This window comes from Campylobacter sp. CNRCH_2015_1657 (assembly GCF_025772685.1).
In the GTDB taxonomy this organism is placed as follows: domain Bacteria; phylum Campylobacterota; class Campylobacteria; order Campylobacterales; family Campylobacteraceae; genus Campylobacter_D; species Campylobacter_D lari_D.
Genome location: NZ_JAKMSO010000007.1, coordinates 20690 through 36256 on the forward strand (window position 1 = coordinate 20690; position 15567 = coordinate 36256).

A 15567-nucleotide genomic window follows, 5' to 3' on the forward strand; every position below is an offset into this window, starting at 1 on the left:
ATTTTATATATTGGTATATTAAAATTAATATTTTAAGGAGGGTATATGAAAAGAAAAATTTTGCCAAATAATAATCAAAAATTTTTCAATGACGGACAAATGATTATTTCCAAAACAGATACTACAGGAAAAATCATATATTGCAATAGAATCTTTATTTCTCTTTCGGGCTATAGTGAGGAAGAATTATTGGGAAAACCTCATAATATAGTGCGTCATCCGGATATGCCAAAAGTTGTTTTTGAATTACTTTGGGAAAGACTTAAGAGTAAAAAAGAGATTATAGCTTATGTTAAGAATCTATCAAAGGATGGATCATTTTATTGGGTTTTGGCTTTTGTCAGTCCTTCGTTTGATTCCAAAGGAGAAGTTGTTGGGTATTATTCTATGCGTTTAAAACCCAAAAAAGAAGCAGTTGAAAAAATAGAAAAATTATACAAAGAGCTTTTGATTGAAGAGCAAAAAGGTGGAAAAGGTGCATCAAGGAAGAAACTTGATGATTATTTAAATACAAAAGGGATGAGTTATGAAGAATTGGTTTTATCAATATAATATCAATCAATCTGTAAATTATTTCGCTTTATTTTTATTTTGTTTGATGGCAATCTTGGAAATAGTAGAAAATAATATTTTTGGTTTTATTTTTTGTGTGATTGGAACTTTAGTCGTGTTATTTGGACTTGCTAGTGCTTATTATAGAAATAAGGAAGTTTTAAGGATTACTCAAGTTTTAAATGAGCTTACAAAAGGAAATTTGGAAGCAAGAATTACTCATATAGCTGTTCCAAAATCTGGAGTAGGAAAATTAAGTTGGGTTGTGAATGATTTAGCTGATCAAATGGAGGCTTTTAATAGAGAAATTCTTAATGCTATTTTAGCTGTAAAAGAACAAAGATTTTATAGAAAAGCAAGATTAGAAGGCTTAATGGGTACTTTCGCATATAATGCTAAAATTATTAATGAAGCTACTTTAGAAATAGAAAAAACTCAAAATTTATCCATAAGAAGTATTGTTGTTGAAAATGTTTCTAAGGATATGTCAGATTCTTTGCAAAAAGAATTAGCTTTGATTAATGTGAAATTAAATGATAATGCAAGCACTATGCATGATATATATGAGCAAGCAAATGATATTTCTACTCATTCTTCAAAAAGTGCCAAAAATGCAGAATTAATTTCAGTCGATTTGCAAAATTTAGGCGAAAATATCACTCAAATTCATACTTTAATGGATACTTTTTCACAGCAAATTAATAATGTTTCTTCTTTTATATCTATTATAGAAGATATTACAGAGCAAACCAATCTTTTAGCATTAAATGCAGCTATTGAGGCAGCTCGTGCAGGAGAGCATGGTAGAGGTTTTGCGGTAGTTGCAGACGAGGTAAGACATTTAGCTGAAAAAACTCAAGAGGCCGCCAAAGAAATTTCTGTGATGATTAAAGTATCAATAGAGCAAATGAGTAATATTAAAAATATAACTAATGAAGCTTATAAAGTTGCTAAAAAATCTAACTCAAGTTTAGAAGAATTCCAAGAGGTGTTTACCGGTGTTGATGAGAAAGCTAAAATTTTATTAGATGAGATTTCTAAGACAAGTGTTGATACTAATAAAATATTGCTTTATTTAGAGTGTTGTTTAAAAACATATTTAGCTTGCTCTTGTGTGATTAATTCCAAAATAGAAGATATAGAAGATAAAAATTTAGCCAAATTTGATTCTACAAGTAATATTTATGTTTTAAATCAAAATTTAAATTCTTATATAGAAAAATTATTTGATTGTATAAGAAACAATCAAATAGTCAAAGAGGAAAGAAAAATTTATGCACATATTAAGCAAATTCAAGATATAAATGAAAAAATGATAAGCGAAATAGAGCATAAAAAACATATTTAATAAGAGGTTAAATGAAAAAATACATTTTTTTAAGTTGTATATGTTTAAATGTGCTTGCTTCTAATTTAGAAGAAAGCTTAAGTGAGGGTGATGTTAATATAACTAAAGAACAAAAAACAAATGCAATTTCTAAACAAGTATTTTTTCAAAAACCGCAGGAGTATCAAGCTCAAAATGTTGATTTTGGTACTTTTGCTAGTAATTCTTTAGCACAGGTTTTAAATTTAAGCTCAAAGGACAAAACAGAAGCTAGTTTAGATTATAACGCTTTAAATGTAAATATTAAAAATATCAACTCAATTTTAGATTATGATAATGCTACTTTACTTTTAGAAAAACAAGCAAGAATAGGGCAGTTAGAGCAAGCTTATTCTTTGGGAATTATTAATCGTTATGAATTTGATGAAATCAATTTGGGTTTTAATTATTTTAATGATCAATATAAACAAGCTTATGCAAAAAATAGTTTTGGTGCTGAATTGCAATTTAGTCAATATTTTAAAGCATATGCTAATCATTATGATATAAAAGAAAATAATAGTGATGATAGTACAGAGTTTGGGGTTATATTTGATTTACCTTATTTAAATGTTTTAAATGTAAATTCTAACATGAAAGAAACACAAAATCAGTATAACATTACTTATTCTCCAATTTCTATTTTGGATTTATCACTTAATTATCAAGATGAAAAAACAAGTGCAAAAGATCAAACGGCAATGTGGGTTAAGTTTAGACTAAATTATGAGCAAAGTTTAAGTAAGCAATTTTATAATAGCTTTTATCGTAAAAATAGTATAGCCGAGTTTAATCGCTATGATTTTGCTACTAGGACTTATTAATTGCTCATAAAACGAGTAATGTCATTGTAAGTTACAAATACCATTAAGCTTAAAAGCAAAGCCATGCCAAAATAACTAAGATATTCAAAACATACTTTTGGTACTTCTTTTTTAAAAATTAATTCATAAAGATTAAAAAGTATATGTCCTCCATCTAGTGCTGGAATGGGAAGTAAATTTAGTACTCCAAGATTGATGGAAATTAAAGCTGTGATTAAAAATAAAACTACTATACTAGTATTTGCTGCTTTGGAGGTTATATCCACCATAGTGATGATTCCACCCATATTTTTAGCATCTAATTCCCCGCTGATGATTTTAGCAAGACCTTTAAAAATAAGCAAAGAAGCTTCTATGCTTTCTTCATAAGCATATTTTAAACTGCTAATTCCTGAGTGATAAATAGTAACAAACTCACCCTTAGGTGCTATACCAATAAGAGGTTTTTGAACTTTTTGATAAAACTCATTATAGCCTTGGTCAATTTGCGGTGTTAAAGTGATATTGATAAATTTATTATCGCGTTCTATGTCAAGCAGGGTTGGTTTTGCGTGAACAAGTTTGCCAATTTCTTCAAAACTTTGAATTTTAACTCCATCTATAGCTAGGATTTTATCTCCAATTTGTAAATTTGCTTTTTGTGCAGCTGAGTTTGGCGCTATATCTCCAACAACAGGTGCAAGTTTTTGAACCCCTAAAAAACCTATGGCTATATAAAGTAAAAATGCTAGAAAAAAGTTAAAAAATGGTCCCGCAAAAAGTATATAAATTCTAGCTAAAGGACTTAAAGTGTTATAGCTATTTGGCTCATAATTTTTTTCACTAGGATTTAAATCATCTTGTCCTTTAAGTTTAACATAACCACCAAAAGGTAGAGCAGATAAGCGATACTCTGTATTTTTGTAAGTTTTTTTAAAAATAGCTTTTCCAAAACCTATGCTAAAAATTTCTACATCAACCCTCATATGTTTTGCAGCTAAAAAATGTCCTAATTCGTGAAAAAAAATTAAAAAAGATATCACTAAAAGTGTTATTAAAAAACTAAAAGAATAAAATTTAAAGCCAATAACTAAGATAATAAATAAAAATAAATATGATTTCAATTTATACCTTTTTTAAATGTTTTACATAAGCTAGTATGTATTCAAAAGCTGAATAAAGTGTAAGTACTAAAGCAATAAATAACAATATATTAGCAAAAGGCCATTGCATAATTAAAAATATAATAGCTATCATTTGAAAGGTTGTTTTTATTTTGCCTGCAAAAGAAGCACTTACATCAAATTTTTCACTTACCATAACCACTCTAAAGCCGGTGATGAAAAATTCTCTTACTAAGATAATGTAAACCATCCATGGATCAGCTTTTTGTGTAAGTAATAACCCTAAAAATGCAGCTAGAATAAGCATTTTATCTGCTAAAGGATCTATAATAGCTCCAAGTTTAGTAGTTTGATTCCAAGTTCTTGCAATATAGCCATCGAAAAAATCAGTTAAAGCAGCTATGCTAAAAATAACACAAGCAAAATAATTTACCCAACTAGGATGGATATTTTCAAAATCATTAATAAGTAAAAAAAACAAAAGTGGAGCTAATAATATCCTTATAAAAGCTAAGATATTGGGTAAATTCATACTTTTAAAATCCTTTATAAAACACCCTTAAGGTAATATTACTTAAAGGTGGTGCCACCATCTACGATCAAAGTATGGCCTGTGATCCAATTTGCCTTATCAGAGCATAAAAATAAACATGCGCCAGCTAGATCTTGTGGCTGTCCAATGCGGTTTAGCGGACTAAGATTGATAGTTGCATTTTTTACCTCTTCATAATTTGTAAATGCTTTAAGCGCGTCAGTATCAATTGGTCCACCGCTAACTACATTTACACGGATATTTTTAGAACCAAGCTCGGTTGCAGCATATCTTGCCATAGCTTCAACCGCTGCTTTAGCTGTACCATGACCAGCATAATTTTCAATATGAACTAAATTTCCTGTTGAAGAAATAGATAATATACTACCCCCACCAACTTTTTCCATTCTTTTTGCCGCTTCTTGTGCTCCAACAACAAAAGCATTTACGGTTGCTGTGAAAATATTATTAATACCTTTTGGCTTTAATTTCATAAATTTAGTATATCCACCTACAACGGCACGACCTGAAATGATAGCATTAGAGATGAAAAAATCTATTCTATCAAAATCTTGATCGATTTTTTCAAACAACTCTTTATATGTTTCTGGTTCAAGTATATTAAATTCATAAGCCTTTGCTTTGATTTTATAATTATTTTCTAAATCTTTCACAATTTCTTGAGCTAAATCTGCATTAGAATTATAAGTAAAAGCTACATTGGCTCCTGCTTTTGCAAACTCATATACAATAGCTTTACCAATCCCTCTTGTTCCACCGCTAATTACTAAAGTTTTATTTTGAAAAAAAGTATCCATTAAAATCCTTTTATGTTATAGTTTTTCATAATCGCTTCTATTTTTGTTAAATTGCAATCACTAGGTTTGCAAAGTGGCAAACGATATTCTAAAGTAGGGGTTAAACCTGCTATATACATTGCCGCTTTAATAGGTATAGGATTGCTTTCACAAAATAAAATTTTATTAATATTATATAACTCATCATTGATTTTTTTAGCTTCAATGTATTTTTCTTTTAAAGCTAGATGAGTTAATTTTGAAATCATATCAGGAAGTAAATTTGAAGTAACTGAAATCACACCCTTACCGCCATTTGAAAGTATAGGATAATTAATCGCATCTTCCCCGCTTAAAAGTATCATTCTAGGTTCATGCGCTAGCAAATCAACGCATTTATCAATGCTTCCACTAGCTTCTTTTACTCCGTAAATATTTTCACAATCTCTAAATAATCTTATAATAGTTTCTGTTTGAAGCTCACACCCTGTTCTTCCTGGGACATTATATAAAAGTACAGGTATATCTATACTTTTTGCTATTTCTTTATAATGAAGATATAAACCTTCTTGTGTGGGTTTGTTATAATATGGAGTAACGCTTAAAATTCCATCAGCTCCATGCTCTTGTGCAAACTTAGCTAAACTTACAGCTTCATGCGTGGCATTGCTTCCTGCCCCTGCTAAAACCTTACAAGAACTTCCTTTGCATGCATCTAGTGCTATTTCTATACAAATTCTATGTTCTTCATGGGTTAAGGTGGCACTTTCTCCGGTTGTTCCAACAGGCACTACTACATCAATTCCATTTGCGATTTGTCTTTTGATAAGTTTATGGTAAGTTTGCTCATCTAATTTTCCATTTTTAAATGGAGTTATTAAAGCTGTCATTGCTCCTATGATGATGTTATTGTCCATTTTCGCCCCTTTTTAAGATTATTGTTGTAGATTTGTCTTCATTGAAGTATTTTCTAGCACAATGAATTAAATCATCTTTGCTTAGATTTTCTATATTTTTTTCATAATCAAGCAAAGGTTTTAAATCACCCTTTGCAAGATAAGATCCATAAATATTTGCAACGCTACTTGCATTGCTTAGTGAAAAAATAAAATCACTTTTTACGGTATTTTTGATTTTTTCCATGATAGCATCATCAAATTTGGCATTTTTTACATCTTCAAGAATTTTCAAAAGCTCTTTTTCAACATCTTCTGCTTTTATACCTTCATTACAAACACAAATAAATATAAATAAATTCTCATCTATATTTTCACTTGCATAGGCATAAAATTCATTGATTAGTTCTAATTTATCAATTAAAATTTCACTTATTAATGAGCTTTTTCCATTTCCTAAAAGCTCACTCAATGCGCAAAGTTTTGGCATATCTTCATGATTAAATGCAGGAATTTTGTATGCAAGTGCTAGTAGTTGCGTATCGCTTTCTTTGTGCAAGATCACGCGTTTAGCACCATCTTGTTCAGGTTCTTTTTCATGAACTATAGGGATTTCTTTGGTGTTTTTTATATCTTGAAAATGTTTTTTAGCAAGATTGAAAACTTCATCTTCATTAATATCGCCACTCACAAGCAAAATAGCATTTTTGGGTTGATAAAAAGTTTGATGAAAATCTTGTATATCTTCTATTTTCCAATTTTGTATATCTTTAAAAAAGCCTATTGGAGTCCAATGATATGGATGGTGTAAAAAGGCATGATTGTATAATCTAAAATATAAATATCCTAAAGGATTATTATCAGTTCTCCAACGCCTTTCTTCTAAAACTACATTTCTTTCAGGCTGAAACTCATCATCTTTTAAATTTAAATTACACATTAATTCAGCAAAAAGCCACAAAGATTTGTCTAAATTTTCACTAGAGCATTTTATAAAATAATGCGTATAGTCAAAACCAGTACTTGCATTATCCACTCCACCAAAACCCTTGACTATCTCATCAAATTCGCCTGCTTTTAAATTTTTTGTACTTTTAAAATTTAAATGTTCAAGCATGTGAGCTATGCCGCTTTTTCCCATTTTTTCATTTCTTGAGCCAACTTTATAAAAAATATCTACACTTATAACCCCGCTTTTTTTATTTACAGGTAAAGTGTAAATTTCAAGTTCATTTTCAAGGGTGATTTTTTTATAATTAATCATTTAAAATTAACTCCTATAGCTTGACTAATATGATTAAAACCATCTTGTTTTAAAAGTTCAATTAATCCTTGATTGATATTTTTAACAATGCTTGGTCCTTTAAAAATCATAGCTGTATAAATTTGAACCAAACTAGCTCCATTTTTAATGCGTTCATAAGCAAGTTCAGCACTATCTATACCACCGCTTGCTATTAAAATAGTATCTTGATAAATTTCTTTAGCTACTTCTTTAAAAAATGTCGCACTTTTTTGAGTGATTAATCTACCACTAATTCCACCAAAGGTTCTTGTATTATCAATTAAAGAATAATCTATACTAGTATTTGCCATGATAATACCATCAGCTTTTGCACTAATAGCACTTTTGCAAAGTGAAATTGCACTATCTATACTCATATCTGGAGCAATTTTTAAAATCACAGGTTTTTTTGTGATTTCTTTTGCTTGATTAAATAAGGTGCTTACAAATTCCTCACTTTGTAAATCTCTTAAATTTTTGGTATTTGGAGAGGATATATTAATCACAAACAAATCGCACAAATCTTTAAATTCTTTTAATAAAATAATATAATCATTAATAGCTTCTTCATTTGGAGTGATTTTATTTTTGCCTATATTTGCTACTAAAGGTATGCTAAAAGGATAGACTTTTTTTACTTCTTTTGCGATAGCATCTTTACCTTTATTATTAAAACCCATAGCATTTTGAATACTTTCTTGTTCAACAAGTCTAAAAAGTCTAGGTTTTTCGTTGCCATTTTGAGGTTTTGGGGTGAAAGTTCCATATTCTAAAAAGCCAAAACCTAAAGCACTTAGCGGTCTTATCATAGTTGCATTTTTATCAAAGCCACCTGCTAAACCCACAGGATTGTAAAAATTTAAATTAAAAATTTCTTGATTTAAAATTTCATCATTTATTATACAATCTTTTGCAAAAAAACTAAGCCCTCCAGGAAATATATAATCTAGCGTTCGCATACTAAATTCAGCTAAAGCATGGGCATTTTCTGGATCTAATTTATATATTAAAGGTTTTAAACTTTCATAAGTCATATTTTTCCTTTTTTACAAAATAGCATATTTTACTAAAAAAATGATAATTCTTAGTTTTCATTTTCTTTAACTTTATCAGTTTTTTGTGCTTTTTGTTTTAATTTTTGATAAATTTCACAATGTCGCATTAAATAAGCATCATTTCCTATAGAAGCTATTTTTCCTTTATCAAGCACAGCAATTTTGTCAGCATTTTCTATAGTGCTAAGCCTATGAGCGATGATGAGTATTAAGCGATCTTTTTTTAAGCTTTCTATAGTTCTTACTATGGCTTTTTCGCTTTCATTATCAAGTGCTGAAGTTGCTTCATCAAAAATTAAAATTTGAGGATTTTTATATAAAGCCCTTGCTATGGCAATGCGTTGTTTTTGTCCGCCGGAGAGATTTTTCCCATGTTCTTTTAATTCAGTATGTATACCACCAAGTTCTTGGACAAAATCATAAGCATTAGCTTGTTTTAAAACTTCTATCACGCGTGTTTCGTTATATTCTTTAGCATAAGCAATATTTTGAGCTATAGTGTCATTAAATATATAAATATTTTGAGTTACCAAAGAAATATTTTCTCTTAAACTAATAATATCAAAAGAACTAATGTCTTTTTGATTGATTAAAATCTCACCACTATCTTTTTCAAAAAAATACATCAAAAGATTGATAATAGAAGATTTTCCTCCACCACTTGATCCAACTAAGGCTAGAATTTCTCCTTTATCAAAAGAAAAATTTACATCTTTTAATACTATTTTATCTTTTTGATAGCTTAAAGAGACATTTTTAAAATGAATATTTTGGATGTTTTCTGCAAGTTTTTCATCGCCACCTTTAATTTGTGGTTCTAAATCAGTTAGATAAAAAGTTCTCTCACTAGCTGCTACTGCATTTTGCAATCTTGTATAAAGTGAAGAAAGTCTTTTAATAGGAGTATAAGCCATAAATAAAGCTGTAGTAAAGCTAAAAAAAGAACCTATGCTTAAACTTCCATCAATTACTTCTTTACCACCTATTATAATTACTATTGCAAAGCCAATTGAACCCATAGATTCCATTAAAGGGCTACTTAAAGCTTCAATTCTAATGCCTTTTAAGGAAAGTTTGCAAACTTCGCTATTAGTTTGGCTGAATTTTTGCATTTCATTTTTACCTGCATTAGAAGCTTTAATAAGTTCTATATTAGAAAAGATTTCACTTAATCTTGAAGTAAGATCAGAATTTTTTTCTTGAGTATTGCGTCCTATTTTTTTGATTTTTTTAGCAAAAATAGCAAGAGGGTAAATTGCTAAAGGTAAAATAACTAAAGCAAAAAAAGCAAGTTTTGGACTTTGATAAATTACCACACTTAAAAGTCCAATCGCGGTTAAACTTTCTCTTAAAATTTCAGGTATTATAGTAGAAACTATATTTTGTAAAGCTCCAATATCAGAAGTACATCTGCTGATTAATTCTCCACTTCTGTATTTATGAAAAAAACTCATATCTAAGCGCAAAAGATTGCCAAGAACTAATTCTCTTAATCTTCTTAAAATATCTGTCCCAACATAAGATATATAATAAACTTGCATATAAGTACCAAGATTTTTTAAAGCATAAATTAAAACAACAAGCAAAGGCATATAATAAAGCAAATCAACATTTTTTTCTATAAAAATTTTATTTAAAATAGGCTCTATGATATATGCACTAGCTGCCGTTCCACCACTAGTTAAAAGCATGCCAATAATAGCTAAAACAAAATAAAACCAATAATCTTTATAATAAGGCTTAAAGCGAGTAAAAACCTCTTTAAGCTTCATTTCTTTGTAATTTTTATCCATTTTTCTCCCATACCACACCATTTGGTGTATCCATTAAAAGAATATTCTCTTTAGCTAAATCATCACGAATTTGATCTGCTAAGGCATAGTTTTTTTCTTGCTTTGCCTTGTTGCGTAGAGCGATTTTTTCTTCTATTTCTTGACATTTTTCTTCACTAATGCCAAATTGAAAATATTTTATAGTATCCATAAAACCTATACCAAAAATAAAAGCGAGTTCTTTTAAGGTTTTTTCTAATTGTATTTTATAAGCTTTGTCTTTTAGATTTTGATCTAAGTAAATATTACTTTCATTGATAAACTCATCAAGTAAAGCCAAGGCTTTAGAGGCATTTAAATCATCATTTAAAACTTCTAAGATATTTTTAGCTACTTCACTTTCTATGGTAGTTTTTTCATCTATAAAAGCATTTAAATTTAAGCGTTTTTTTAAGCGATAAAATTTATCAAGTCTTTTTTTAGCAGCTTGTAAGTCTTCCAAAGCATAGTTAAAATGTGCTCTATAATGCACACTTAAAAGATAAAATCTCAAAACCTCTCCACTAAAAAGCTTTAAAGAATCTTTTAGAAAAAAGCTATTTCCCAGGCTTTTGCTCATTTTTTCACCATTAATTTGCACAAAGCCATTATGCAGCCAAAAATTAGCCAACTCATGATTGTTTTTACAACGACACTGACAAGCTTCATTTTCATGATGAGGAAAAAGTAAATCTATGCCTCCTGCATGAATATCAAGTTTATCTTTAAAAATACTTTCTATCATCACAACGCATTCTGTGTGCCAGCCTGGTCTTCCTTTACCAAAACTTGCAGGATAAAATTTTTCATCAAATTTCCATAAAACAAAATCGCTATCATTTTTTTTGGCTACACTTTCTTCTAAGCGTGATTGATTATCTTCTAAATTTCTTTTAGAGATATAAAAGTATTTATCATCTTTGCTAGTATCAAAATAAATTCCATCTTCAAGTTTATAAGCTAGGTTTAATTCTAAAAGTTTTTCTATATATATAATCATTTGCTCAATATAAGCTGTAGCTTTTGGTTTAAAATCAGGTTCTAAGATATTAAGCGCTTGCATATCTTCTTCATATCTTTTAATATAAAAATTTGTAATTTCTTCTAAACTTTTACCACTCTCTTGCATTTTTTTTAAGATTTTATCATCAATATCAGTGCAATTTCTAGCAAAAACCACTTCATAATCATTTGCTAGCAAAACTCTTCTTAAAAAATCAAAACACACGCTACTTCTTGCATGTCCTAAATGTGCATCATCATATACAGTAGGCCCGCATAGATAAATGTTTGCTTTTTTTGCCTCATTTGGGATAAATTCGCATTTTTTCTTTAAAACACTATCAAAAAAAACCATTAAAACAAACCTTTAAAAAAATGATAAATTCCAATTAAAAATTGTATTAAAATATCTTTAATTTCAAATAAGCCTAGAGCAAATAAACTTAAAAATACTATACTAATAAGCCAAAATTTAACCCTAAAAATACCCCAAAGATTTTTAAAGCCAAATTCTTTAATATTAGCATATAATAAATAAAAAGCACTAATAGATGAAGCTAATGCAATGCCTAAGCTCTTATAAGTTTCTTCTTTGATAAGTAAAATAATCACTATACTAAAAAATGCTGATATAAAAAGTGTTTTAAAGGCGATTACAGCGGCTATTTTTTGTTTAAATTTAGCATAAAGCCACAAAGAGAAAAGTTTTTGCAAACCAAAAGGTAAAAGTCCTAAAAGATAAGCTTGTAATAAAAATGCAGTGATTTTTGTATCTTCTTGATTAAAATTTCCTCTTTGAAATAAAAACTCCACAATTTCTTTAGCTAAGATAATCCCAACTATACTAGCTAAAATCAAAAGCACGCTTAAATATTCAAAAGCTTTTTGCATAAAAGCTAAGGCTTTTTGTTCTTCATTTGCTTTTAAATGTCTTAGTATTTTTGGGAAGCTTACTTGACTTAGAGCGATTGCAAAAAGAGCTAAAGGAAGCTGAAAAACTCTGTTAGAATAATACAAATACGAAATACTTCCAGCCATTAAAAAACTAGCTATAGTAGTATCTAATAATGAACTAATTTGATTTGCCGAAGAGCCTAAAAGTCCATGGGTAAAAGTAGAATGAAATTTATCTAAATTGGTCTTTGTTTTTTTAAGTTTTATGCTTAAATACATGCTTTTTAAAATTCTAGTATTTTTTAAAGCAAAAATATGCCATATAAGTTGAGCTAAACCACTTAAGACAGTTGCATATGAAAAATAATACAAGGCCTCTAAAGGCTCATCTTGATTGACAAAAAAACCTGCAATCACAACAAAAAGATTAAAAAATGAAGCAGAAAAAGAAGTGATGAAAAAATTTTGTTTATAATTTAATAAAGAGCCTAAAAAAGTTACCAAAAAAATAAAAAACAAATACCAAAAATTAATAGAAACCAAAGGCGCAGCCAAGATAATTGTTTCTTTATTAAAGCCAAAAGCAAAAATCTTTGTAAAAAATTCAGCAAAAAAACTCACTAAAATACAGGTTAAAAACACTATAATACTAAATTGCAATAAAACATTTATACAAAAAGCACCTTTTTTACTTGCTTTTAAAAAACTTGGTAAAAAAGCTTGTCCAAAGGCCCCTTCTGCAAAAATTCTTCTAAAAAAAGCAGGCATTTTTAAAGCCACAAAGAAAATATCGCTATAAATTCCAGCTCCTAAGTACAAAGCTAAAACAATATCTCTTAAAACGCCCATAATCCTAGAAAATAAAATTCCTAAGGCATTGATGATGAAATTTTTAAAAACAATATTTTTTCTCATTAATTTTCATTCTTTAAACATTAGTTTGAGTATTATAAAATTTTTAATAGAGCTAATTTTAACTAAATTTTGATTTTATTTTTGCTAAAATCAAAATTTTATATATAATAAGGAAGCTTAAGCTATGGAAGAAAAGAAAATTTTATACACTAAAGACCCTTATAGAGAGCTTTTAATATTTGCTTCTGAAAATAAATGTGAAGTTGATGAACTTGATTTTAGGTTGTTAAGTTTTAGTACTTCTTATACTTATGATAATCAAGAATGGATAAAAGTTAATGAAAAAGAGTTGAAAATTTTTGAAGAAGATGAGAAATTTTTAAATCATGAATTAAATATAGAACAAGAATATAAAATAGAAATTTATTTTAAAAAATTTGCACGCATTTCAACTTTTGAAGTTAGTTTACATACTAACGAGCTTTGTACTTTATTAAAAGCCAGCGTTAGAGCTAGTGAAACTATTGCTTTTCATGATAAATTAGCACTAGAGCTTTTAGAAGCTATTTATAAAGCGATGATAAAAGAAAAATATTTGCTTGGATTTAGAATTTTTGATTTTAAAAAGCAAATTATTGATTTTAATACTAAAGTTAAAGAAAAGCAAAAATTTGATTTTGAAGTTGAATTTGAAGTATGTAAAGGAATTAATCCGCAAGAGCCTACAAATGAAGAAATAAAATATCATTATTTAGAAAATCTAAAAAAGTATAATGATGTGATGAATAGAAACTATGTAGCGCCTATAGGAAAAGATGAGGTGGCTATTGAGAGAATTAAGCCAAAAGAGGGTAGCGATGGCAAGGATTTAAGATTTAAAATTTTAAAAGCACTTCCACCAAAAATAAATAAAGAAAAAGTTATTTGTTCTGATAAATTTGAAGTTAAAGAAGATGATGAGAGTATAAAATATATTGCTAAAAAAGATGGTTTTATTATACAAAGAAAATCCATTTATGAGATAGAAAATTATTTAGAATTTAGTAAGGTTGATTTTAAAAGTACAGGTTCTATTTGGGCGGGTTTTGATAAGCAAGTTATTATTGTGATTAAAAATACAAACACTCTAGAAGATGCAATAGGTCCTAGAATTACTGTTGAGGCTCAGGAATTAGAAGTTACTGGTAATATGGCTCAAGATTCTGTTTTAAGAGGTAAAAAGATAATTCTTAAAGGCAATATGCATCATAAAAGCACTATCATAGGACAAAAGGTTGAGGTTAATATCTTAAGAGGATATTGTGAGGCTGAGGAGGTTTTTGCTGAAACTTTGGAAAATGGCTCTATCAAGGCTAAAAAAGTAAATATTAAAAAGGCTATGGGTGGAGAGATTATTGCTGATGAAATTTACATACAAGAACTCGGCGGAAATTGTTTATGTAGTGCTAAAAGTTTAATCCATGTTGAAAAAATTCAAGGTAGTGGAAATAAATTTATAATTCAAGATCTTAAAACTTTTGGAGAAGAAAAAAGCGGAGAAGAGATACTAATACATGTTGATGGATTGAAAAAAGAACAAGAAAATTTAGCTAAAGAAATAGAAGAGACTAAACACACAATCAATATAAGTAAAGACTCCATACGAATTTTACAGCAAAAAGTAAAAGAATTAATGAGTGCAAAAAGAGCTATACCGCAAGCTTATAAAGCTACTATTAAAGATTTTAATCAAAAGATTGAAAATCTAAGTATTTTTGCCAATAAAATAGAATCTTTAAAAGAAGAAGAAAAAGCAAACATAGAAAAGCTTAAGAAAATTCAAGAAAAACTTTTAAAATCTAAGATTATTAATAAAAGTGGAAAATGGATGGATTTAAATGAAATTAAATTCATTTTGTTAAATCCTAGAAAAGAATTAAGCTATTATCCTCATGATGAAGAAAAAATTCAATGTTTTGAGCTTCAAAAAATTAATACAGAAAATGAGATGGAACTTTTTGAAATTCGTGCTATTAGTAATTACAAGGAAGAAACTAAATGATAGTGGCAATTGAAGGAATAGTGAGTAAAAAAGAACCTACTTTTGTAGTTTTGAAAACTTCAAGTGGGGTAAGTTATGGTGTTTTTGTTTCGCTTTTTTGCTCAAGTAATTTTGAAAAAGATCAAAAGGTTGAGTTTTTAATCACACAAATTATCAAAGAAGACTCTCATAAATTATATGGATTTTTAGATATAAATGAGCAAAAAATGTTTGAGTTGTTGATTAAAATTAGTGGTATAGGAGCAACTACTGCTATGGCACTTTGCTCAAGCTTAGATACTAATACTTTTTATGCGGCTTTGCAAAGTGGCGATGAGAGTGTATTTAAAAAGGTTCCTGGTATTGGTCCAAAGAGTGCAAAAAGAATTATAGCTGAGTTAAGTGATGCAAAAATCAATATAGAAAATTCCAATCAAGACCAAGCACAAGCTTTGGCAGCTTTACTTTCACTTGGTTTTAAACAAGAAAATATTTTAAAGGTTTTAAGAACTTGTGAGAGTAAAAATACTAGTGAGCTTATTAAAGAGGCTTTGAAAAAATTAGCATAATAAAAG

14 protein-coding genes are annotated in these 15567 nt (G+C 28.5%); 5 read left to right on the forward strand and 9 right to left on the reverse strand.

Translation table 11 applies throughout. From position 1 onward, the window contains the following. The first annotated feature begins 45 nt into the window (after positions 1 to 45). The 3 genes from L8X27_RS05745 to L8X27_RS05755 all read left to right on the forward strand — a co-directional run bounded on the left by L8X27_RS05745 (position 46) and on the right by L8X27_RS05755 (position 2742). On the forward strand, positions 46 to 552 hold the full coding sequence (locus L8X27_RS05745) for a PAS domain-containing protein (RefSeq protein ID WP_220566630.1): 507 nt from the start codon (positions 46 to 48) through the stop codon (positions 550 to 552). A 550-nt stretch (positions 553 to 1102) separates the two neighbouring features. Continuing rightward, on the forward strand, positions 1103 to 1900 hold the full coding sequence (locus tag L8X27_RS08065; RefSeq protein ID WP_259443340.1) for a methyl-accepting chemotaxis protein: 798 nt from the start codon (positions 1103 to 1105) through the stop codon (positions 1898 to 1900). Between the two features lie 11 nt (positions 1901 to 1911). Next, positions 1912 to 2742 carry a hypothetical protein gene (locus tag L8X27_RS05755; RefSeq protein ID WP_220566632.1) on the forward strand — a complete coding sequence of 277 codons (831 nt, stop codon included), beginning with the start codon at positions 1912 to 1914 and terminating at the stop codon, positions 2740 to 2742. On the opposite strand, the gene rseP is transcribed toward L8X27_RS05755, so the two are convergent. Genes rseP through murJ form a run of 9 tightly spaced genes read right to left on the reverse strand, consistent with a single transcriptional unit; the run spans position 2739 to position 13032 of the window. After that, entirely contained in the window at positions 2739 to 3845 is a 1107-nt protein-coding gene (rseP, locus tag L8X27_RS05760) for an RIP metalloprotease RseP (protein WP_263671591.1), read from the reverse strand. The two genes, L8X27_RS05755 and rseP, sit on opposite strands and share 4 nt — an antisense overlap. Position 3846: 1 nt before the next feature. Beyond that, a complete protein-coding gene (gene pgsA, locus L8X27_RS05765; protein ID WP_263671590.1) occupies positions 3847 to 4377 on the reverse strand; it encodes a CDP-diacylglycerol--glycerol-3-phosphate 3-phosphatidyltransferase in 531 nt (176 codons plus the stop codon). A gap of 38 nt (positions 4378 to 4415) precedes the next feature. Then, positions 4416 to 5195 (reverse strand): enoyl-ACP reductase, encoded by a 780-nt coding sequence (locus L8X27_RS05770; protein WP_087689753.1) that lies wholly within the window; start codon positions 5193 to 5195, stop codon positions 4416 to 4418. Next, a complete protein-coding gene (gene dapA, locus L8X27_RS05775) occupies positions 5195 to 6091 on the reverse strand; it encodes a 4-hydroxy-tetrahydrodipicolinate synthase (RefSeq protein ID WP_133319239.1) in 897 nt (298 codons plus the stop codon). The genes L8X27_RS05770 and dapA overlap by 1 nt, the downstream gene beginning before the upstream one ends. Continuing rightward, the gene (locus tag L8X27_RS05780; protein WP_263671589.1) at positions 6081 to 7334 is read right to left on the reverse strand and encodes a M16 family metallopeptidase; all 1254 of its coding nucleotides are present in this window, start codon (positions 7332 to 7334) and stop codon (positions 6081 to 6083) included. The genes dapA and L8X27_RS05780 overlap by 11 nt, the downstream gene beginning before the upstream one ends. Next, positions 7331 to 8389 carry a quinone-dependent dihydroorotate dehydrogenase gene (locus L8X27_RS05785; RefSeq protein ID WP_263671588.1) on the reverse strand — a complete coding sequence of 353 codons (1059 nt, stop codon included), beginning with the start codon at positions 8387 to 8389 and terminating at the stop codon, positions 7331 to 7333. Before L8X27_RS05785 ends, L8X27_RS05780 begins: the two co-directional genes overlap by 4 nt. Before the next feature lie 50 nt (positions 8390 to 8439). Further along, a complete protein-coding gene (locus L8X27_RS05790; RefSeq protein ID WP_263671587.1) occupies positions 8440 to 10203 on the reverse strand; it encodes an ABC transporter ATP-binding protein in 1764 nt (587 codons plus the stop codon). Further along, complete coding sequence (gene cysS / locus L8X27_RS05795; protein WP_263671586.1) at positions 10196 to 11578, reverse strand: cysteine--tRNA ligase; 1383 nt, start codon at positions 11576 to 11578, stop codon at positions 10196 to 10198. The genes L8X27_RS05790 and cysS overlap by 8 nt, the downstream gene beginning before the upstream one ends. Continuing rightward, complete coding sequence (gene murJ, locus L8X27_RS05800) at positions 11578 to 13032, reverse strand: murein biosynthesis integral membrane protein MurJ (protein WP_263671585.1); 1455 nt, start codon at positions 13030 to 13032, stop codon at positions 11578 to 11580. The genes cysS and murJ overlap by 1 nt, the downstream gene beginning before the upstream one ends. A gap of 124 nt (positions 13033 to 13156) precedes the next feature. Here murJ and L8X27_RS05805 point away from each other — a divergent pair, with 124 nt between their 5' ends. Both L8X27_RS05805 and ruvA read left to right on the forward strand, forming a co-directional pair. Beyond that, positions 13157 to 15013: a FapA family protein gene (locus L8X27_RS05805; RefSeq protein ID WP_263671584.1), complete on the forward strand. Its 1857-nt coding sequence runs from the start codon at positions 13157 to 13159 to the stop codon at positions 15011 to 15013. Beyond that, positions 15010 to 15561 (forward strand): Holliday junction branch migration protein RuvA, encoded by a 552-nt coding sequence (gene ruvA, locus L8X27_RS05810; protein ID WP_220566641.1) that lies wholly within the window; start codon positions 15010 to 15012, stop codon positions 15559 to 15561. Before L8X27_RS05805 ends, ruvA begins: the two co-directional genes overlap by 4 nt. Positions 15562 to 15567 lie beyond the last annotated feature (6 nt).